Origin of the sequence: Burkholderia sp. SCN-KJ, assembly GCF_024656005.1 — a bacterium.
Lineage (GTDB): Bacteria > Pseudomonadota > Gammaproteobacteria > Burkholderiales > Burkholderiaceae > Burkholderia.
Map to the genome: position 1 here is coordinate 513,667 of NZ_JANKOG010000002.1, position 20,332 is coordinate 533,998.

Sequence of the window (20,332 nt, forward strand, 5' to 3'; positions counted from 1 at the left end):
ATCATCCGCGGTTGAGGAGTCTTCGATGCAGTTCGATTGGCACTATGCGTTTCAGCTCTTGCGGGACCAGGATTTCTGGCGCGCCTGCGTCGTGGTCGTCGAACTCAGCGTCGCCGCGTGGCTGCTCGGCGTGTTGCTCGGCTTTCCGGTGGCGCTCGCGAGACAGTCGCACCAGCCGTTGCTGAAACGGGCGGCGGCGCTCTACATCTGGTTCTTCCGCAGCCTGCCGCTGCTCGTGCTGCTGGTCTTCATCTACAACCTGCCGCAGGTCTTTCCGGCGACGAGCGCGGTGCTGTCCGATCCGTTCATGGCCGGCCTGATCGCGATGGTGCTGAGCGAGACCGCCTATTTCGCGGAAATCCATCGCGGCGGGATCCTGTCGGTGCCGCGCGGGCAGATCGAGGCGGGCCGCGCGCTGGGCATCCGCTTCACCGGCATCCAGCGGATGATCGTGATGCCGCAGGCGATCCGCATTGCGCTGCCGGCGCTGGCGAACGAGTTCATCACGATCGTGAAGCTCACGTCGCTGGTGTCGGTGATTTCGCTGGCCGAGATCCTGCTCGTCGGCCAGCGGCTGTACACGCAGAATTTCCTGGTGTTCGAAACGATGCTGGCCGTGGCGTTCTACTACGTGCTGATCGTGACCGTGTTCAGCCGGCTGCTCGGTTATCTCGAGCGGTACCTCGACGTCAGCCGCCGTACGCCGGCCCAGGCCGGCCACGTCGATCTTGCGCTGCCGTCGTCGGCGCCGGCCGTCGCGCCGAGGCCGCGGGCGAACGCCGAATTCGCGCTGCGCCTGAAAGGCGTGCAGCAGCGCTACGGCCGCCATGAAGTGTTGAAGGACATTCATCTCGACGTCGTGCCCGGGCAGGTCGTGTCGATCATCGGGCCGTCCGGCTCCGGCAAGACGTCGCTGATTCGTACCGTCAACGGCCTCGCGCCGGTGAACGCGGGCGAGATCGACCTGTACGGCGAGCCGTTCATCCGCGCGTCGGGTTCGCATCCGCCGCGCGTGTCGCACGAGCGCATCCTCGACATCGGCATGGTGTTCCAGAGCTTCAACCTGTTCCCGCATCGCACCGCGCTGCAGAACGTGATGATGGCGCCGTGCTATCACCGGCAGGCCGATGCGGCGGCGATCCGGCTGCAGGCGCTGTCGCTGTTGTCGAAGGTCGGGATGCTCGAACATGCGAACAAGTATCCGCATCAGCTGTCGGGCGGCCAGCAGCAGCGCGTCGCCATTGCGCGGGCACTCGCGACGCGGCCGTCGATCATGCTGTTCGACGAGCCGACGTCGGCCCTCGATCCGGAGCTCGTCGGCGAAGTGCTGAAGGTCGTCGAGACGCTGGCGAAAGAAGGGATGACGATGATCATCGTGACCCATGAGATGAATTTCGCGTTCAAGGTGTCCGACCGGATCGTGTTCATGGAGAACGGGCGCATCCTGTACGACGTGCCGCCGGACCGGATTCGCGGCAGCGCGGACGCGCGCGTGAAGGATTTTCTGAAACACGTTCACTTCGCATGACGAATGACTGGATGGGAGCGGGAATGGATCCGACGGATTTCCGGTTGGGCGACGTGAACGAACACGCGTGTGCGGAACGGGTGCGTGCGTGTCTTGCGCATGCCGACGCGCATCCCGGCGACATCGAAGCCGCGTGGCTCGCGCGGCGCGACGACGCGGCGGTCGCCGATGCACGCGCCTGGGATGCGGCGCGGCGCGCCGGCGCGATCGATGCGCCGCTGGCCGGCGCCGTGCTGACGGTGAAGGCCTGCTTCGATTGCACCGGCTGGGTCACGCATGCCGGTTCGCGCGTGCTGGCCGACGAGCCGCCGGCACGAATCGACGCGGCGCCGGTGTCGGCACTGCGTCGGGCCGGCGCGGTACTGGTCGCGCAGACGGCGATGACCGAGTTCGCGTACGGCGCGCTCGGCGTGAACCGTGCGTACGGGACGCCGACGACGCCGCTCGATGCGCGGCGCGAGCGGGTGGCCGGCGGATCGAGTTCGGGCGCGGCGGTGTCGGTGGCGCTCGGTGCGGCCGACCTGTCGCTCGGTTCCGATACGAGCGGGTCGGCACGCATTCCGGCCGCATTCTGCGGCGTGACCGGATTCAAGCCGTCGCGCGGGCGCTACGCGAGCGACGGCATGCGGTTTCTGTCGACGAGCTTCGACGTGCCGGGCCTGCTGGCCGCGACGGTCGGGCTGTGCCGGCAGGCGGACGTTGCGCTGCACGGCCGCGAAGCGCGGCGGCGGCGACCGGCGGCGATTCGCGACCTGCAGTTCATCGTGCCCGAGGCGTTCGTCGCCGACGACGTCGACCCGGTCGTCGGACGCGCATTCGACGCGTGGCTGTCCCGACTGTCCGCGCACGGCGCGCGGATCCAGCGCAAGCGGCTCGATTGCGTGGCCGAGGCCGGCGCGGTCGCCCGGGCGGGCGGCATCATCGCCGCAGAGGCGTTCATGCTGCATCGTGCGCGGCTGGCCGCGGCGGCGGACCGTTACGATCCACTGGTCGGCTCGCGCATCGCTGCAGGCGAGCAGGTGCGGGCGCACGACTACGCTGCGGCGCTTCAGCGCCTGGCTGCACTGGCCGACGCGTACCACGCCGAACTCGGCGGCGCGGATGCGGTGCTGACGCCGACGGTGCCGATGCTGCCGCCGCGCGTGGCCGATCTGGCCGACGAAGCCGCATACCTCGCACAGAACGCGCGTGCGTTCCGGCTGACCGAATTCGCGAACCGGCTCGACCTGCCGAGCATCAGCGTGCCCGGCGACCTGCGCAACCGGCAGCCCGTCGGCTTGCTGATCACCGGGCATCGCGGCGAAGACGCGCGGCTGCTCGATGTCGCCGCAGCGGTGGAGAGCGCGCTGACCGCCGATTCCGCATGACGCATTTTCCGGCGGCAAGGATCATCTTGCCATGTTTCATCTCAACTATTCAGAGGTACTTATGATTGTCGTGAGATCGGCCGATATCGCCAATACCGAACGCCATGCGCGCGGCCCGGGCTGGGACAGCAAGCGCATGATCGTCAAGCAGGACGGCGTCGGCTATTCCGTTCATGAGACGCGCGTGCACGAAGGCGCCGAACTGCATCTGCACTACAAGAACCATTTCGAGACCAACTACTGCGTGGCCGGAGAGGGAGAGGTCGTCGACACGGCGACCGGCACCGTGCACCGGATTACGCCCGGAACGATCTACGCGCTGAACCTGAACGATCCGCATGTCCTGCGCGCGACGCGTGGCGACCTGCATCTCGTGTGCGTGTTCAATCCGCCGCTGACGGGACTTGAGACGCATCGGGAAGACGGCAGTTACGCGCTGCCGACGGAGCAGGCCTGACCGGCGCGAGCGGTCGGGCCGTTGCGTGCCTTTTCGTGCTGCCTGTTCGTGCTGCCGTTGCTCGCCGCATCTTGCGGCAAGCAACGGCAGCGCAGCGTGCAGGGTCAGGCCGCCTCGCGATGGCTGCGCTTGATTGCCTCGACGAGCATCCGCTCGGAATCGTCGAGATAGCGCGCGAGCGCGGTGACGGCTTCGCTGCGGCGGTTCTGCGTCAGCAGGTCGTAGATCTGGTATTCGCGCTGGATCCAGTCGGGCGTTTGCACGCGTTTCTCGTCGGGATCGGCGGCGAAGACGAGCCGCAACTGCGCGGAGATGGTCCGGAAGAACTCGTCGAGCAGCGCCGACTTCTGCAGCGCGACGATGTGCTGGTGAAAGCGCAGGCTGTGCGTGCCGACGGCCTGCCAGTTTTCCTTGTCGAGTTCGCGCTCGGCCGCGCGAATGGCGGCCTGCATCTTTTCGAGCAGCGCCGGCTGCGCGAGTTCGGCCGTGTTCAGCGCATGCAGCTCGAGCGTGCGGCGCGCGACGTAGAGATCGCGCGCGTCCTGGCGATTCAGCGTGCGCACGACGACACCCTTGTGGCGCACGAACGTGACGAGCCCTTCGCGGCCGAGCTGATGCAGGACTTCGCGAAGCGAGTTGCGCGACGTGTCGTATTCGGCCGCGAGGTCCATCTCGATCAGCGCGGTGCCGGGCGGCAGCTTGCCGCTGATGATGTGTTCCCGCAGTTGATGGCTGATCCGGTCGGCGACCGACTGTCCTCTCGCTTTTTCGCTTGCCATTCCGTTCGTTCGCTCCTCTCCTGGTCGTGCGCCGCCGGCGTGGCCGGCCGGCGGCGTTTCGCCATTCTACGGGCTCCGGACCGCGTTACGCCGTCTCGTCGTGCTGCCAGTCGGCCTGCGGCGGCTGCATTCCGTGCTGGCCGCGGTAGGGCGCGACGGGCGGCTGCGACCAGCCTTCGAGCAGGCTCGGGTCGAGCCGGTATACCTCGACGCCGAGCGGCCGGCACACGTCGATCGGGTCGCGTGCGTCGGGGCCCCACATCGGCACCGACAGGTCGCCGCCCGGACACGTGGACATCGCGCACAGCACGTCGATTTCCGCGAAGAACTCGAGGTAGTCGCCCGGCTGCGCGGGACAGGCCTTCATGAAGTACTTGTCGTCGTCGTTCAGGCCGGTGCACTGGAACACGTTGAGCACGTCGTGCACGTCGAATTCGGTCAGCCCGTACGGCGCGACCGCCCGCACGAGGTTCGAATGACAGTGGAAATGAAAGTCCTCGCCAGTCAGCAGCTTGTTCACGTACGGGTCGCAGCGCGTGCCGAGCAGGTCGTGCACGCGGCCGCCGTCGCCGTCGACGCCATAGCCGGCGAGCGTGTCGTCGGTGATCGTGACCATCGGCCGCAGGTACGGCAGCGTCGACCAGAGCCGGTCGAACGTCGTCACGTGCGCGGCTTGCAGCTGACGTGTGCGCGACGCCCACATGCGCTCGCGCGGATTGTGCAGGTTCCAGATGTTGAAGTCGGCGACTTGCGGGCCTTCGAGCGTGACGATCCGGAACACGTGACCTGCCGGCACCGTCCATGCGAAGCCGCTGCGGATCGGCACGACGTGCGACGCGATCCGTTCGCGCGCGTCCTGGCGCTGGGCGATCGCGGAATAAAAGGCTTTGTCGACGTTCAGGACGGAACCCTTGGTGACCTGGTAGGCGGCGGGATAGTTCGACATGACGCGGTGCTCTCGGGGAAATTTGCAGATTCGGAGATCCGGCTGGAATCCTTTGTGGTGGCCGGTCAGGCGCCAATTTTCATGCTGGATTGTTCAACAATTTATTGGCGCTGCGAGGAGTATAGGGGGAACGCCGGGAGGTGTGTCAATCGGTGGAAAGTACGGAGGGGCGCGGCGAGCCGCGGATGCGCGCAGGCAGGCGAGTGGCGCCGCAAACAAAAACGAAATATGGATCAAAACCGTGGCCGTGCCGGCCGCCGGACCGGCTCGCCATGATCGGCAAGCGGGGCGTGTAACGCGTTTCGAAACCTGACGCAATCCGCATTCAACCGCGCCCACGCCAGGGGATTCCTGTCGCGTTGCGCAACAACAGGCACAATATGCGCTTCGCCGCGCACCGTTGTTCGACTTCGAACAGCATGGCGCGTGTCGCCGCCGTCCGAACTTTCCCGGTTGTCATGAACGCCTCGCTCACTCCCGCGCGCGAATCGAACTCGCCGCGCTTCCTGCTGTTCCTGATTTGCCTGTTCGCCTCAGCCGGCCAGCTCGCGATCGACATCTACGTGCCTGCGCTGCCCGACATGGCGCGTTCGTTCGCGACCACGCCGCAGGCGATCCAGTCGAGCGTCTCCGGCTACATGGCCGCTTATGCGCTCGGCCAGCTGATCTTCGGCCCGGTTGCCGATGCATACGGGCGCAAGCGCGTGCTCGCATTCGGGCTCGTCGTCTACACGATCGGCTGCCTGCTGTCGCTCGGCGCGCCGAACCTGGAGACGTTCGTGCTGGCGCGCTGCCTGCAGGGCTTCGGGATCGCGACCACGAACCTGCTTGCGAAGGCGATCATCACCGACTCGTTCTCGGGCCAGGCGCTGATGCATGCGTTTACCTATATGTCGATCGCGTGGGGGCTCGCGCCGATCATCGCGCCGGTGATCGGCGCGCACCTGCAGGAATGGTTCGGCTGGCGCGCGTGCCTGGTGTTCCTGCTGGTGTATTCGCTGGTGATGTGGGCGCTGCTGTGGCGCTATCGCGAGACCTTGCCGAAGCCGGTCCATCTCGAGCCGCGCACGCTGATGGCGAACGCGGGCAAGGTGCTCGCGAGCCCGGTGTTCCAGAGCTGCTTCCTCGCGCAGGGGCTGTGCTACAGCATCCTGCTGGTGTTCAACATCGTCGGGCCGTTCATGGTGCAGACCACGCTGCACAAGCCGCCGACCTTCTTCGGCTATCTCGCGCTCGGGATCGGACTGATGTATTTCCTCGGCGGGCTGTCGAACCGGATTCACGGGCGCGGGCTGCCGAGCGCCGAGCAGCGGTTGCGCATCGGCGCACGCGTGATGGCGGGCGCGGCGGTCGCGATGCTGGTGCTGGCGCTGACCGTCGGGCTGCGCGTGTGGACGCTCGCGACGCCGGTGCTCGTGATGGGCTTCTGCGCGGGCGCGATGTATCCGACGCTGATGGCGAAGGGCAATTCGCTGTTTCCGCATATCGCGGGGCTGACGAGCGCGATCCTCGGGTGCGCGCTGCTGCTCGTGTCGTCCGCGATGATGGGGCTGGCCGGTTTCGTATCGATTCACGTGCTGACGCCGCTCGCGGTGTTCTTCGTCGCGCTGTCGTTCATCGTCGTGTGGATGGTGACGAAGCTGCTGCGCTACCTCACGCAGCAGCAGGCGGCGAGGGTGGCTTGCGGGAGCGGGGAAGCCGCGTAAGCCGGGTAGACGGGGGCGACAGCGGCACGCCTGCCGCTTACAGCGGGTGTGCCGCGCCCGCCTGCGCCAGCAGCGAAACCGCAACCGGATCCGGCATGCCGTTCGAATCGATCGCGCCGGCATTGGCGAGCGCGGCGAGGTCGCTGTCGACGCCCGGTTGGCCGACCACGAACGGTGTCGTCAGGAAGGCCGGCGCCGACAGCGTGACCGCATAGCGCTGCTGCAGATTCGTCACGACCGCCGATTGCGCGGCCTGCACCGTGTTCGGGCTGCCCATCACCTGCTGGAAGTGCGCATTCCCCTGGAAATTGCCGATCAGCCCGGCCGTGTTCGTGCCGAGCTGCGCGGCGAGATAGACGAGCATCAGCTCGGTCTCGGGCGTCGTGTTGAAGGTGCCGCCCGCGTAGGCGAGCGAATGCAGGCTCGTGCCGCTCGACGCGACGGTGATCACGCACGGCAGCACGGCGTTGACCGTCACGCGGTAGTTGCCGCCGCCGTCGGTCAGCGTCGTCGCCGAGCCTTGCGCGCAGCTGACCGTCACCGATGCGCTCGCGAGCGCGGAGCCCGTGGCGGCCGTGCCGGACAGCGCGACGGTTTGCGTGTTGGCGTTGTTGAAGCAGACGTCGACGCCGAAGCAGGCGTCGCCGTTGCAGCCGGCAAGCGTCGCGACGGCCGCGACGCACAGCGTGCCCAGCGCGGGGCGAAGGAAGCGCGGATGGCGAAGGTTCATGGTCGCGGGCGGATCGGAAGAGTGAGCGCGGCAGGGCAACCGGCGCGCGCCGACGCTTCGGCGCGCTGTTCGTATTCTAGGTCTCCGATCGCGGGGTTGCTGGCCCGTTTGTTCGCCGCGGCCTGCGGCGTCCGGCATGGCTGGCGCCCGTTACGGCTTGCGCGCGGCCGGTTTCGCGAACGCGCCGCGCACCTCGAAGCCGATCGCATTTGCCACGTTGCCGCGCGCGTCGACGAGTTCCAGCCGGTGCCGCCCGGGCCACGGCATCCACGCGATGCGGTCGGCATGCCCGATCACCTTGTCGTCGAGCCGCCACGCGAACCGTGCGGCATGCCCGGAAGATCGCTCGAACCAGATCCGCTGATTCTTCGGCGGAATGTCCGGATCGATCGCGAAGATCGTGCCGTCGGTCGGCGCACCGATCGTCAGCGGCGCGCGCGCGCCGTCCTTGCCCGGCGTGACGGGCGCGGCGAGCCGGATCGTGTCGAGCGCCGTGCCCGCGACGAACCACTCGTTGCGCGACGGCTCGACGTCGCGCTCGAACGTGATGCGGCGCGTTTCGACGCCGGCCGGCGGACGCGGCGCACGGCTCGGCAGGTCGCGGTGCAGGTAGCCGACGACGGCCGACCACACCGGCGACGCGCCCGTGACCCCCGATACATCCCACATCGGCGAGCCGTCCGCATTGCCGACCCACACGCCGACCGTATAGCGCGACGTGAAGCCGACCGTCCAGTTGTCGCGCATGTCCTTGCTCGTGCCGGTCTTTACCGCCGAGAAGAAGCGCGTCGCGAGCGGGTTGTCGAAGCCGAACGTGCGCACGCGCGCGTTGTTGTCGGCGAGGATGTCGGTGACGACGAAGCTGGCCGCTTCGCTGAACACGCGCGTGCCGTTGTCCGCACGCCCCGGTGCCGATGCGCCGGCAGCGGGCGACAGTGCAGGCAGGTCGACGACCTTGCGCGCGACGCCGCCGTTCGCGAGCGCGCGATACGCATTGGTCAGCGACAGCAGCGTGACGTCCGCGCTGCCGAGCGCGAGGCTGAAGCCGTAGTAGTCGCCTTCCTGCGCGAGCGGCAGGCCGAGCGCGGTCAGCGTGCGCGCGAAACGATGCGGCGTGACGAGCACGAGCGTGCGCACGGCCGGCACGTTCAGCGAGCCGCCGAGCGCGCTGCGCACGCTCACCCAGCCCTTGAAATCCTTGTCGTAGTTCTGCGGAATGTAGAGGCCGCCGCCGGCCGCGAGGTTGATCGGCGCGTCGTCGAGCAGCGACGCGGCCGTCAGCCGCTTCTCGTCGATCGCCTGCGCATAGAGGAACGGCTTGAGCGTCGAGCCGGCCTGGCGCGGCGCGAGCACGGCGTCGACGTCGCGTGCGCTCGACAACGCGCCCGACGAACCGACCCACGCGCGAATCTCGCCGGTCGCGTTGTCGATCACGACGACCGCGCCGTCCTGCACGTTGCGCCGGTGCGCGGGCGCGTTGAGCTCGGTCAGCGCGCGTGTGAGCGTGTCGCGCGCGAAGCGCTGCAGCGGCGCATCGAGCGTCGTGCGCACCTGCGCGCCGGCCGCGGGCCTGACCTCGGCCGCGATGCGGCGCGCGAAGTGCGGGGCGAGGGCGACGCCGTCCGCCGTCAGGTCGTTGCGCACGGCATTGGCCGGGCGCGCGATCACGAGCTGCACGTAGCCGTCGAGCGACGCGCAGGCCTGCTCCGCATGCATGTCGCGCAGGATCCGGCACGCACGCTCGGCGACCTTCGCGCTCGCCGCGTTGGGCGCGCGCACCAGCGCTGCCGCGATCGCGGCTTCACGTGCGTCGAGGCCGGACGGCGCCTTGCCGAACAGCACCTGCGACAGCGCGGCGAGCCCGACCGTCTCGCCGCGGAACGGCACGAGATTCAGGTAGGCCTCGAGGATCTGGTCCTTGCGCCAGCCGCGTTCGAGCAGCAGCGCGTTCATCGCCTGCGTGGCCTTCTGCGGCAGCGAGCGCTGGCCCGAGCGGCGCGGTTCGTCATTGAGGAGCCCGGCGAGCTGCATCGTCACGGTCGACGCGCCGCGCGTGCGCTGGTTCCACAGGTTGCCCCATGCCGCACCGGCGATCCCGCGCCAGTCGACGCCGCTGTGTTCGTAGAAACGCTTGTCCTCGGACACGACGATCGCCTCGCGGAACGCGGGCGACACGTCGGCGAGCGACACCCAGTCGCCGCGCCGCTCGGCGAGGTCGACGCGCGTGCGCTGCAGCGGCGTGCCGTCGCGCGCGAGCAGCACCCAGTCGGAACTGCGCCAGTTGCGGCGCACGTCGTCATAGCCGGGCAGCGCGTGCGCGACGAGCGGCGCGGCCAGCACGACGGCGACGAAAACGCGGCCGGCGAAGCGCACCGGCCGCGGCAATCCATGATCGATCATCGCGTACCCGTTACTTGCCCGCGTCGGCCGGCTTCACGGTCATCGGCGGGTTCGGCCACAGGCCGTACACGGACGGTGCGTACAACGCCTCGACGCGCGTCGGCGGCAGCCCGAAGGTGCCGACGCTGTTCAGCCGCACCGTGTACTCGACCGAGAGCTTGCCCTTCGGCAGATAGTCGTAATACGCGCGGTAGCCGTCGAAATCGCGTTCGATGAACGCCGGCCATGCGCCGTCCGGGGATTTCTCGCCCTGCGTCGCGGCTTCCGAATCGCGGCCGAGGCCGGAGCCGAGGATCGTCGCGCCCGACGGAATCGGATCGTTGACGACGACCCACGTCATGTCGCTCTGCGCGTCGATGTCGAGATGCACGCGCACGACGTCGCCGCGCGTCAGCACGCCCTTGACGGCGGGCGACACGGGCGTGACGGTCTTCGTGATCCGGTAGCCGGCCGCGAACGGCGCGCGCAGCGGCACGGCCGCGAGGCTTTCGACGGTCGCCCACGGGCGGCCCGTGCCGTCCTGCGTGACGGACAGCGTGGCCGGCGCCTGGGCCGCACGCGGCCACGGCATCAGCACGCTGCGCGCGGCGGCGGCGCGGGTCGCGGGAGTGGCCGAGGCGGGCGTGTCGGCGGGCGCGGTCGAGGGCGCCTGCGACCACGAAATCGCGCGCTCGTTGCCGCCGAGCGCGACCTTCGTCGTGCCGGCCACCGGCGTGCTCTCGTAGGTGCGCGAGAAGCGCTCGATCGCGAGCTGGCCGAGTGCGTTCGACGTCGTCGTCTGCCATGCGCCCTGGCGTTGCAGCGCGAGCAGGCCGGTCGCCACGCGCGGCATCTCGTCCTTCCACGCCGGGTCGCCCGCGAATTCCAGCGCGAGACGCGCGGCGTTGGTCTCGTTGCTCGTCATCAGCCACCAGAGGTCGTCGTCGCGCGCGGTCGAGAACACGAGCTGCGTGCCCTGGTACGTGAGGCGCGCCCGCAGGATCTGCTCGACCTGCGCGCGTTTCTCGTCGCGCTGAGGGATGTCCTTCACGCGCGTGAGGATCGCGTGATAGTCGATCACCGCCGACGTCGGCCACTGGTTCGGCGCGATCTCGATCGAACCGAGCATGCGGCCCTGGGCTGCACCGTAACGCGACAGCGCCTCGATCGCGGCGAGCTTGCGCAGGTCGCGATCCTGGCGCGGGGCCCATGCGTTGCGCTCGATGCGGCCGTCGACGAAACGCGCGAGCCCGGCCTCGAGCTGCGTGCGCAGGTCTTCCGGCAGCGCGAAGCGCGGGTCGAGGCGGCCGGCCTCGTCGGCGACCACGAGCAGATACGACGACAGCGTCGGGCTGCCATAGTGCGCATCGTCGGAAGACGGCGGGAAGTAGTTCGCGAGTCCGTCGCTGTCGAGGTAGACGGGCATGCGCGCCACCAGCGCCTGCCATTGCGCGACGTCGTGCAGGCCGACCGCGCGCGACGTCTGCTGTTCGAGGCAGCGGTACGGATAGCGCTCGAACCAGCGCCGCACGCCGGGCAGGCCGTCGGCGAGCTTCGACTGCAGCGACACGGCGATGCCGCCGCGCGGCGCGCCCTGCGCGTTGTTGACGGCGCCGGCCGGGGCGGACACGGGCAGCGTCAGCGTGCCGTCGACCTGCGTGAGCGTGGCCTGCTGCACGGTGACCGGGAGAGCCGGCACGACCTTCTGCGCGACGGCCAGCGCGTCGGACGCGCGCTTGCCGCCTTGCTCGGCCGCCTCGATGCGCCAGTTCAGCGCGCCGGCCGCGTCGAGCGCCTGCTCGGGCACGGTGATCGTCCACGCGACCTCGGCCGCCGCGTTGGCCGCGAGCGACACGGTTTGCGGCGCGACGTCGAGGCCCGTCACGCGCGGCGTCACGACGACCTGCATCGCGCGGTCGGTCGTGTTACGCAGCGTGACCTGCGCGCGGAACGCATCGCCTTCGCGCACGAGCGGCGGCAGGCCGGAGATCAGCTGCAGGTCCTGCGTGCTGCGGATCGATGTGCTGCCGGTGCCGAAGCGGTCGGGGCCGACCGCCGCGATCGCGACGATCCGGAAGCGCGTGAGCGCATCGTTCAGCGGCACCTCGACGGTCGCGCTGCCGTTCGCGTCGAGCGTCACGCGCGGATTCCACAACAGCAGCGTGTCGAACAACTCGCGCGTCGGCGCGCTGCCGCCGCCGCCGCCGGCCGGCACCGCCTTGCGGCCGAAGTGGCGGCGGCCGACGATTTCCATCTGCGCGGTGGCCGTCTCGACGCCGTACGCGCGTCGCTGCAGCATCGCGTCGAGCAGGTCCCAGCTGTTGTTGGGCATCAGCTCGAGCAGCGCCTCGTCGACGGCCGCGACCGCGATCTGCGTGCCGGCCGGCGCGGGCTGCCCGTTCGGCAGCGTGACCTTCACGTGCGCCTGCGCCTTGCCGCGCACCGTGTAGCGCGTCGCGTCGGTCGTCACGGTCACGCCGAGACGATGCACGCCGGTGCCGACCTTGATCTCGCCGAGGCCATAGCGGAACGCGGGCTTCGACAGGTCGACGAACGCGGTCGGCGCTTCATGGTAACGGCCCTCGCGCCAGAACGCGCGGGCCCATTCGACCGGCGCCTTCCAGCCCCACGTGAAGAACGAGTACCACGGCACTTCGCGAATCCGGCCGCGCAACGCGAGCACCGACACGTAGACGTTCGGCCCCCACGATTCGCCGACCTTCAGGTCGACGGTCGGGTTCTTGCCGTTCAGCTCGACGACGTGCGTTTCCATCACGCCGCCGCGTTCGACCGCGACGAGCGCGCTCGCGTAGCGGAACGGCATGCGTACCTGGAAGCGGGCCGTTTCGCCCGGTTCGTAGGACGTCTTCTCCGGGATCACGTCGATCCGGTCGGTGTTGTCGCCGCCGAACCAGAGTTGGTCCTCGCGCGTGACCCAGACGGACGTCGACGCATTCGACGTGCGGCCGTCGCCGTCCTTCGCGACCGCGATCAACTGGACGTTGCCGGCCTGTTCGAGCGTCGCGTCGCAGGCCATGCGGCCCTTGTCGTCGGTCTTGCCCGAGCACAGCACGCCGAGGTCGCGCGTATCGCTCTTGTTGTCGTAAGCATAGAAGCCGCCGACCATCCGCTTGCGCGACGTCGTCGTGATGTGCGCGACGCCCTTGATCTCGATCGACACCGAGGCACGCGGCTTGCCCTGCAGGTCGACCGCGAGCGCCTGCACCGGCACGCGCTGGCCGACCGACACCCAGCGGCCGGCCTTGATGCCGGCCACCACCGCGGCCGGCCACAGGATCGTGTCGCCGCGGATCGTCTGCACTTCGCCGTTCGGGTCCGCGAACGTCGCCTCGAGCGCGATGCGCTTCGGCGCGTCGACGTCGGGCAGGCCCTTGAGCGTGACGGAACCCGCGCCGTTGCGGTCGAGCGTGAGCGGCAGCTTGTCCGCGATCAGCTTCGTCGCGTCGGGATCGTTGTTCGCGGCCGATGTGCTGTCGCCGTCCTGCGCATCGTCGTCGGCGTTGCCGTCGCTGCGCTCAGGACGATAGGGCGTGAAGCTGAAGTCCTCGAAGCGGTCCGCGAACGGCGGCGACGCCCACTTCATCAGCGCCGACACCTGCACGGGCAGGTTCGATGCGCCGCCGCCCGACACGTAGTCGATCTGCACCGCGAGCGGCGCTTCCTTGGCCGCGACGAGCGGGCTCTTCTGCGCGTCGCGCGCGCCGATCGTCCCCTTGAGCACCGGCAGGCGGAACGCCTCGACGCGGAAGCTGCCGCTGTAGTAGCTGGCGGTCGGCGCATCGTCCGGGCCGCCATCGAGCGACACGCTGTATTCGCCGAGCTTCGCCGCGGGCGGCAGCGTGAACTGCGTGTCCGCGCTATGGTCGGCCGACCACGTGAGCGGCAGCTTGTAGGTCTGGTCCGAGCCGAGATGGCGGATCGTCACGCGTGTCGGGTAGTGCGCCGGGAACGCGAGGCTCTGCAGCGTCTCGGTGCGCAGGAAGTGCTTCATCGACACGGTTTCGCCGGCCCGCAGCAGCGTGCGGTCGAACACGGTATGCGCGCGCACGGTCGGCGCGCTGTCGGTGTCGGTCGGCACGTTGAAGCGCCACGATTCGATCCCGCGGTTCCAGTTCGAGCTGACGAACGCCATGTCGCGGCCCGTCTTCGGATCGTCGACGCGTGCCGACACGAAGTAGTCGTCGAAGCGTTCCGCCTGGCTGCATTCGTGTTTCGGCTCGAACGGGCCGTCGATCTTCAGCAGGCCTTGCGCATCGGTCTTGCCCGACGCGATTTCGTCGCCATTGCAGTCCGACACGCGGATCTGCGCGTTCGGCACGGGCTTGCCCTTGTCGAGCGTCGTGACCCACACGAGGTTGTTCTCGCGGCCCTGTTTCAGGTGCACGCCGAGATTCGTGACGAGCACGGTGGTGCGCACGTACATGCTCGACGGCTTCGCGAGCAGCGAGCGGCCGAGCGCGGGCGACGCGAGTTCGAGCACGTAGAAGCCGGGCTTGTCGATCGGCACGCCGACGACCTCGAACGGACGCAGCGCCTTCGGGTCGGCCTTCGGCAGCGCCAGCGCCTGCGCACCCGGTTCGCCGGCGAGCAGCGACAGCGAGCGCACGTCGATGCGGCGGTTCTGCGGCGCGGGCATCTTCTCGCCGGCCTGGAGCGGCACGTAGACGGGGTGCTGGCCCTTGCGCCGCAGCAGGCCCGGGACGCGTTCGTCGATCGTGCCGGCCGTCATCGACCAGTTGTCGAAGCGCTCGACGGTGCGCATCCATTGACGGATCGCGGTGTCGTCGTCGACCTTCAGGTTCGAGAATTGCGCGCCGCTCGTGTTGAGGCCCGCGATGCGCAGGTCGGCCTCGACGTTGCGCAGCGTGACGGGCACGAGTGCCGGCGTATCGGGTTCGGCGAAGCGCTCGACGATCCCGAACGTGCCCGACGAGAATTTCGCGAGCGGCGGCATCGGTGCGGTGCGCGTCGCGAGCGGGAACAGGTCGGCGTTCGAGAGCGTGCGGTCGGTCACGTCGCGCAGGCCGGACGGCAGCTCGATCGTCAGGTTCGCCTGCGCGGGCAGCGGCGGGTTGAACGTGACGGTCGTCACTTCGTCGCTGTGGTCGTCGGCCGCGAAGGTCGGCGAAAGCGAACCGTCAGGACCGCTCAGCCTGATCGCCTCGGCGTTCTTGCGCGAGATCGGCGCATTGAACGACAGCGTCAGCGGACGCAGCGGCGTGCAGGGCGCCTTCGCGTTCTCGCGCTCGCACGAGAAGCTCGCGGCGAACGGCGCACGCACCGTGAAGTCGAAGCGGCGCTCGGTGTCGTTCGCGATGCCGCTCGGGCTCGCGACGCCCTTGCCGTAGACGAGCTGCATCTTCGCGCTCGCGGGCAGCGCCTGCGCGCACGACAGCGTCAGCACGCGCGCGGCGTCCTTCTTCAGCCCGAAGTGATCGAGCAGCGCGTTGCGCGCATCGTCGTCGGCGGCCGTGACGGGGATGCGGTTGCCGATGCCGGCCGCTTCGCACCAGATGTTCGCGAGCGCGGAGCGTGGCTCGGCCGGTCCGTTCAGCTTCAGCACGAAGACCTGGCGCTCCTCGATCTCGCGCGAGCCGGGGCGCACCGTCACCGGGAACGGGCCGCCGGTTTGAAACGTGAAGCGGCGCGGGCCGCTGACCGCATTGCCGGAGACCGAACGCAGCGTGTCGTTGAGCGCGACCGAGCAGCGCACGCCCGGCGGCAGGTCGTTCTCGAAATCGTAGACCCACGTCTTGTCGTCGAGCCAGTGCCCCTGGCCGCGTGCGGCGGTGGAATCGTTGCAGGTCATGCGCGCGGGACTCGGCGCGGATGCCGAGCCGAACGCGACCATCGGTTCGTCGAACTTGACGACGCTCTGCCGGACTTCGGTGACCGTGCCTTGCGGCGACACGCTCACGGTGCGTGCCGCGCCCGCATGCAGCGACAGTGCGGCGGCGCCGCCGAGCGCCGCGACGGCGCCGATGCGCCAGAGCAGCCATGTGGTGTGATGGGTTGAATGTGTGTTGTTGTGCTTGTCGTACTGCTTCATCGCTCGATGCCCTCGGAGGGAAGCTTTCTGTTTGATTGCACGCGATTCTAACCGACGGGCATGCGAGCGGATGACGGGAAGCGGCGTGTCGCCGGGTTGCGACACGCCGGCATCCCGATACGGAATTGTCGCGTCGACGACACAAAGATGCCGCGAAATGTCGATTGTCTCGGATTGCGGAACATTAAATGGACTATAAAAGCATTGTCCAATCCGAATTGAGCGCGTACATTTCAGGGCCGCGCGAAATTTTGAGAAATATCAAGCGTGGTTTTCCCGAATCCGGTGTTCGAGAGAAGGAAACATGCACAACGACAACACCCCCCACTCGCGTCGCGATTGCGACGCAGCCGCATCCGGCATCACGCGGCGTCAATGGCTGCAGGGCGCACTGGCGCTGACGGCGGCGGGCCTCACCGGCTTGCTGGCGTTGCGGGCCCTGGCCGATAATCCCGGCACCGCGCCGCTCGATACGTTCATGACGCTCTCCGAAGCACTGACAGGCAAGAAAGGGCTGAGCCGCGTGCTCGGCGAACGCTTCCTGCAGGCCTTGCAGAAGGGCTCGTTCAAGACGGCCGACGGTCTGTCGCAACTCGCCGGCGCACTCGCGTCCGGTTCGTTGACTCCCGATCAGCAAACGTCCGCGCTGTCGATTCTCGAAGCCTGGTATCTCGGCATCGTCGACAACGTCGTAATTACCTACGAAGAAGCATTAATGTTCAGCGTCGTGTCCGATACGCTCGTGATTCCTTCGTATTGCCCGAATAAACCCGGCTTCTGGGCCGAAAAACCGATCGAGAGGCAAGGCTGATGGCCGATACCGATACGCAAAAGGCCGACGTCGTGGTCGTCGGGTCCGGTGTCGCGGGCGCGATCGTCGCGCACCAGCTCGCGATGGCCGGCAAGTCGGTGATCCTGCTCGAGGCAGGCCCGCGCATGCCGCGCTGGGAAATCGTCGAACGCTTCCGCAACCAGCCCGACAAGACGGACTTCATGGCGCCGTACCCGTCGAGCCCGTGGGCGCCGCATCCGGAATACGGCCCGCCGAACGACTACCTGGTCCTGAAGGGTGAGCACAAGTTCAATTCGCAGTACATCCGCGCGGTGGGCGGCACGACGTGGCACTGGGCCGCGTCGGCGTGGCGCTTCATCCCGAACGACTTCAAGATGAAGACCGTATACGGTGTCGGCCGCGACTGGCCGATCCAGTACGACGACCTCGAGCATTGGTACCAGCGTGCCGAGGAAGAGCTCGGCGTGTGGGGCCCCGGCCCCGAGGAAGACCTGTATTCGCCGCGCAAGCAGCCGTACCCGATGCCGCCGCTGCCGTTGTCGTTCAACGAGCAGACGATCAAGAGCGCGCTCAACGGCCATGACCCGAAGTTCCACGTCGTGACCGAGCCGGTCGCGCGCAACAGCCGCCCGTACGACGGCCGGCCGACTTGTTGCGGGAACAACAACTGCATGCCGATCTGCCCGATCGGCGCGATGTACAACGGCATCGTGCACGTCGAGAAGGCCGAGCAGGCCGGCGCGAAGCTGATCGACAGCGCGGTCGTGTACAAGCTCGAGACGGGTCCGGACAAGCGCATCGTCGCCGCGATCTACAAGGACAAGACGGGCGCCGACCATCGCGTCGAGGGCAAGTACTTCGTGGTGGCCGCGAACGGCATCGAGACGCCGAAGATCCTGCTGATGTCGGCGAACCGCGACTTCCCGAACGGCGTCGCAAACAGCTCCGACATGGTCGGGCGCAACCTGATGGACCACCCGGGCACGGGCGTGTCGTTCTACGCGAGCGAGAAGCTGTGGCCGGGCCGCGGCCCGCAGGAAATGACGTCGCTGATCGGTTTCCGCGACGGCCCGTTCCGCGCGACCGAAGCCGCGAAGAAGATCCACCTGTCGAACATGTCGCGCATCAACCAGGAGACGCAGAAGATCTTCAAGGCCGGCAAGCTGATGAAGCCCGACGAGCTCGACGCGCAGATCCGCGACCGCTCCGCGCGCTACGTGCAGTTCGACTGCTTCCACGAAATCCTGCCGCAGCCCGAGAACCGCATCGTGCCGAGCAAGACGGCCACCGACGCGATCGGCATTCCGCGCCCGGAAATCACGTATGCGATCGACGACTACGTGAAGCGTGGCGCCGTGCATACGCGCGAGGTCTATGCGACGGCGGCGCAGGTGCTGGGCGGTACGGACGTCGTGTTCAACGACGAGTTCGCGCCGAACAACCACATCACGGGCGCGACGATCATGGGCGCGGATGCGCGCGACTCGGTCGTCGACAAGGACTGCCGCACGTTCGACCATCCGAACCTGTTCATCTCGAGCAGCTCGACGATGCCGACCGTCGGTACCGTGAACGTGACGCTGACGATCGCGGCGCTGGCGCTGCGGATGTCGGACACGCTGAAGAAGGAAGTCTGACCGTGCGGAAATCTACTCTCACCTTCCTCCTCGCAGGCTGTCTCGCGCTGCCGGGCCTCGTGCGCGCGGCCGATGCGGCCGACCCCGCGCAGGTCAAGCGCGGCGAATATCTCGCGGTCGCGGGCGACTGCATGGCCTGCCACACCGCGAAGGGCGGCAAGCCGTTCGCCGGCGGCCTCGGGATGCCGGTGCCGAAGCTCGGCAAGATCTACACGAGCAACATCACGCCCGACCCGGATACCGGCATCGGCAACTGGACGTTCGACGACTTCGAGCGCGCGGTGCGCCACGGCGTGTCGAAGAACGGCGACAACCTGTATCCGGCGATGCCGTACGTGTCGTACGCGAAGATCAGCGACGACGACGTGCAGGCGCTGTACGCGTACTTCATGCACGGTGTCGAACCGGTCAAGCAGACGCCGCCGAAGAACGAGATCCCCGCGCTGCTGAGCATGCGCTGGCCGCTGAAGATCTGGAACTGGCTGTTCCTGAAGGACGGCGCATACCAGCCGAAGCCGGCGCAGAGCGCCGAGTGGAACCGCGGTGCGTACCTGGTGCAGGGCCTCGCGCACTGCAGCACGTGCCACACGCCGCGCGGCGTCGCGATGCAGGAGAAGTCGCTCGACGAAACCGGCGGCAGCTTCCTGTCGGGCTCGGTGCTGGCGGGCTGGGACGGCTACAACATCACGTCCGACCCGAACGCGGGGATCGGCGGCTGGACGCAGCAGCAGCTCGTCCAGTACCTGCGTACCGGCAGCGTGCCGGGTGTCGCGCAGGCAGCCGGTCCGATGGCCGAGGCGGTCGAGCACAGCTTCTCGAAGATGACCGACGCCGACATCGGCGCGATCGCGACGTACGTCCGTACGGTGCCGGCCGTCGCCAACGGCGACGCGAAGCAGTCGCGCTCGTCGTGGGGCAAGCCGGCGGAAGACGGCCTGAAGCTGCGCGGCGTCGCACTGGCGTCGTCGGGCATCGATCCGGCGCGGCTGTATCTCGGCAACTGCGCGACGTGCCACCAGATGCAGGGCAAGGGCACGCCGGACGGCTATTACCCGTCGCTGTTCCACAACTCGACGGTGGGCGCGTCGAATCCGGCGAACCTGGTGCAGGTGATCCTGAACGGCGTGCAGCGCAAGGCCGGCAGCGAGGACGTCGGGATGCCCGCGTTCCGCAACGAGCTGTCGGATGCGCAGATCGCCGCGCTGGCGAACTACCTGACCGGCCAGTTCGGCAATCCGGCCGCGAAGGTGACCGAGCAGGACGTCGCGAAGGCGCGTTGAGGCCGGGTACGATGCAGTAAAGGCAGGGCAACACTGACAAGAAGAGGAGGCACAGCACATCGGGCGGGCCCCGATGCCGGTTGTTGCAGAGCGGGGTGGGCGGCTGTGGCGGCCGCCCGTCCTGGTTCGTTGGCAATCCGGTGCGTGCGGTTCGCGCACCGCTTTCGTTGATCACACCATGACACCGAATCAACCGTTTCTCGCGTCCCAGCGCGATGTGCTGCTGCTGTTGTCCCGGATCCTGCTCGTGATCCTGTTCGTGATGTTCGGCTGGAAAAAGATCGCCGACTTCTCCGGCACGATCGCGTTCATGGGAAGCGAGGGCGCGCCGGCGCCGATCATTTCGGCGGCGATCGCCGTCGTGATGGAGCTGTTCGCCGGCATCGCGCTCCTCGTCGGTTTCCAGACGCGGCCGCTCGCACTGCTGCTTGCGCTGTATACGATCGGCACCGGCTTCATCGGCCATCACTACTGGACGATGTCGGGCGGCGAGCAGATCGACAACATGATTCATTTCTACAAGAACATCGCGATCTCGGGCGGCCTGCTCGCGCTTTGCGCGGCGGGCCCCGGGCGTTTTTCGATCGATCGCGGGTAAATGGCAACGCCGGCGCGCGCATGGGGCGTGTGCCGGACGGTCGAGACTTCGAGGGGGGCATC

13 protein-coding genes are annotated in these 20,332 nt (G+C 68.2%); 8 read left to right on the forward strand and 5 right to left on the reverse strand.

Going from position 1 to position 20,332, the window contains the following annotated elements; translation table 11 throughout:
* Positions 1 to 25 precede the first annotated feature (25 nt).
* The 3 genes from NQV17_RS05730 (at position 26) to NQV17_RS05740 (ending at position 3,352) form a co-directional block, all read left to right on the forward strand.
* Positions 26 to 1,528: an amino acid ABC transporter permease/ATP-binding protein gene (locus NQV17_RS05730; RefSeq protein ID WP_257770121.1), complete on the forward strand. Its 1,503-nt coding sequence runs from the start codon at positions 26 to 28 to the stop codon at positions 1,526 to 1,528.
* Positions 1,529 to 1,551: 23 nt separating this feature from the next.
* Positions 1,552 to 2,895 carry an amidase family protein gene (locus NQV17_RS05735; RefSeq protein WP_257770123.1) on the forward strand — a complete coding sequence of 448 codons (1,344 nt, stop codon included), beginning with the start codon at positions 1,552 to 1,554 and terminating at the stop codon, positions 2,893 to 2,895.
* 61 nt (positions 2,896 to 2,956) lie between these two features.
* Positions 2,957 to 3,352: an ectoine synthase gene (locus NQV17_RS05740; protein ID WP_257770133.1), complete on the forward strand. Its 396-nt coding sequence runs from the start codon at positions 2,957 to 2,959 to the stop codon at positions 3,350 to 3,352.
* Between the two features lie 104 nt (positions 3,353 to 3,456).
* Here the strand turns inward: NQV17_RS05740 and NQV17_RS05745 are convergent, their stop codons facing one another.
* Together NQV17_RS05745 and NQV17_RS05750 are read right to left on the reverse strand one after the other, a co-directional pair.
* Positions 3,457 to 4,131 carry a GntR family transcriptional regulator gene (locus NQV17_RS05745; RefSeq protein ID WP_257770144.1) on the reverse strand — a complete coding sequence of 225 codons (675 nt, stop codon included), beginning with the start codon at positions 4,129 to 4,131 and terminating at the stop codon, positions 3,457 to 3,459.
* An 85-nt stretch (positions 4,132 to 4,216) separates the two neighbouring features.
* Positions 4,217 to 5,077 carry a DUF1989 domain-containing protein gene (locus tag NQV17_RS05750; protein ID WP_257770146.1) on the reverse strand — a complete coding sequence of 287 codons (861 nt, stop codon included), beginning with the start codon at positions 5,075 to 5,077 and terminating at the stop codon, positions 4,217 to 4,219.
* 458 nt (positions 5,078 to 5,535) lie between these two features.
* Here NQV17_RS05750 and NQV17_RS05755 point away from each other — a divergent pair, with 458 nt between their 5' ends.
* Positions 5,536 to 6,783: a multidrug effflux MFS transporter gene (locus NQV17_RS05755; protein WP_257770156.1), complete on the forward strand. Its 1,248-nt coding sequence runs from the start codon at positions 5,536 to 5,538 to the stop codon at positions 6,781 to 6,783.
* A 37-nt stretch (positions 6,784 to 6,820) separates the two neighbouring features.
* On the opposite strand, the gene NQV17_RS05760 is transcribed toward NQV17_RS05755, so the two are convergent.
* The 3 genes from NQV17_RS05760 to NQV17_RS05770 form a co-directional block, all read right to left on the reverse strand.
* Positions 6,821 to 7,513 (reverse strand): hypothetical protein, encoded by a 693-nt coding sequence (locus tag NQV17_RS05760; RefSeq protein WP_257770158.1) that lies wholly within the window; start codon positions 7,511 to 7,513, stop codon positions 6,821 to 6,823.
* Positions 7,514 to 7,663: 150 nt separating this feature from the next.
* Positions 7,664 to 9,913, reverse strand: coding sequence for a penicillin-binding protein 1C (gene pbpC, locus NQV17_RS05765; protein ID WP_257770160.1), 2,250 nt, complete (start codon positions 9,911 to 9,913; stop codon positions 7,664 to 7,666).
* 10 nt (positions 9,914 to 9,923) lie between these two features.
* Positions 9,924 to 15,962 carry an alpha-2-macroglobulin gene (locus NQV17_RS05770; RefSeq protein ID WP_257770178.1) on the reverse strand — a complete coding sequence of 2,013 codons (6,039 nt, stop codon included), beginning with the start codon at positions 15,960 to 15,962 and terminating at the stop codon, positions 9,924 to 9,926.
* A 304-nt stretch (positions 15,963 to 16,266) separates the two neighbouring features.
* Between NQV17_RS05770 and NQV17_RS05775 the strand changes: the two genes are divergently transcribed.
* The 4 genes from NQV17_RS05775 to NQV17_RS05790 all read left to right on the forward strand — a co-directional run bounded on the left by NQV17_RS05775 (position 16,267) and on the right by NQV17_RS05790 (position 20,270).
* Entirely contained in the window at positions 16,267 to 16,773 is a 507-nt protein-coding gene (locus NQV17_RS05775) for a sorbitol dehydrogenase family protein (RefSeq protein ID WP_257770180.1), read from the forward strand.
* A complete protein-coding gene (locus tag NQV17_RS05780) occupies positions 16,773 to 18,392 on the forward strand; it encodes a GMC family oxidoreductase (protein WP_257770182.1) in 1,620 nt (539 codons plus the stop codon). Before NQV17_RS05775 ends, NQV17_RS05780 begins: the two co-directional genes overlap by 1 nt.
* A gap of 2 nt (positions 18,393 to 18,394) precedes the next feature.
* The gene (locus NQV17_RS05785; protein ID WP_257770184.1) at positions 18,395 to 19,672 is read left to right on the forward strand and encodes a cytochrome c; all 1,278 of its coding nucleotides are present in this window, start codon (positions 18,395 to 18,397) and stop codon (positions 19,670 to 19,672) included.
* Positions 19,673 to 19,850: 178 nt separating this feature from the next.
* Positions 19,851 to 20,270, forward strand: coding sequence for a DoxX family protein (locus tag NQV17_RS05790; protein WP_257770194.1), 420 nt, complete (start codon positions 19,851 to 19,853; stop codon positions 20,268 to 20,270).
* Positions 20,271 to 20,332: the final 62 nt, after the last annotated feature.

What these genes read in the sequence shown, in the direction of transcription:
- NQV17_RS05730 (WP_257770121.1), top strand. Translation starts at nt 26, where the DNA reads ATGCAGTTCGATTGGCACTATGCGTTTCAGCTCTTGCGGGACCAGGAT.
- NQV17_RS05735 (WP_257770123.1), top strand. Translation starts at nt 1,552, where the DNA reads ATGGATCCGACGGATTTCCGGTTGGGCGACGTGAACGAACACGCGTGT.
- NQV17_RS05740 (WP_257770133.1), top strand. Translation starts at nt 2,957, where the DNA reads ATGATTGTCGTGAGATCGGCCGATATCGCCAATACCGAACGCCATGCG.
- NQV17_RS05745 (WP_257770144.1), bottom strand. Translation starts at nt 4,131, where the DNA reads ATGGCAAGCGAAAAAGCGAGAGGACAGTCGGTCGCCGACCGGATCAGC.
- NQV17_RS05750 (WP_257770146.1), bottom strand. Translation starts at nt 5,077, where the DNA reads ATGTCGAACTATCCCGCCGCCTACCAGGTCACCAAGGGTTCCGTCCTG.
- NQV17_RS05755 (WP_257770156.1), top strand. Translation starts at nt 5,536, where the DNA reads ATGAACGCCTCGCTCACTCCCGCGCGCGAATCGAACTCGCCGCGCTTC.
- NQV17_RS05760 (WP_257770158.1), bottom strand. Translation starts at nt 7,513, where the DNA reads ATGAACCTTCGCCATCCGCGCTTCCTTCGCCCCGCGCTGGGCACGCTG.
- pbpC (WP_257770160.1), bottom strand. Translation starts at nt 9,913, where the DNA reads ATGATCGATCATGGATTGCCGCGGCCGGTGCGCTTCGCCGGCCGCGTT.
- NQV17_RS05770 (WP_257770178.1), bottom strand. Translation starts at nt 15,962, where the DNA reads ATGAAGCAGTACGACAAGCACAACAACACACATTCAACCCATCACACC.
- NQV17_RS05775 (WP_257770180.1), top strand. Translation starts at nt 16,267, where the DNA reads ATGCACAACGACAACACCCCCCACTCGCGTCGCGATTGCGACGCAGCC.
- NQV17_RS05780 (WP_257770182.1), top strand. Translation starts at nt 16,773, where the DNA reads ATGGCCGATACCGATACGCAAAAGGCCGACGTCGTGGTCGTCGGGTCC.
- NQV17_RS05790 (WP_257770194.1), top strand. Translation starts at nt 19,851, where the DNA reads ATGACACCGAATCAACCGTTTCTCGCGTCCCAGCGCGATGTGCTGCTG.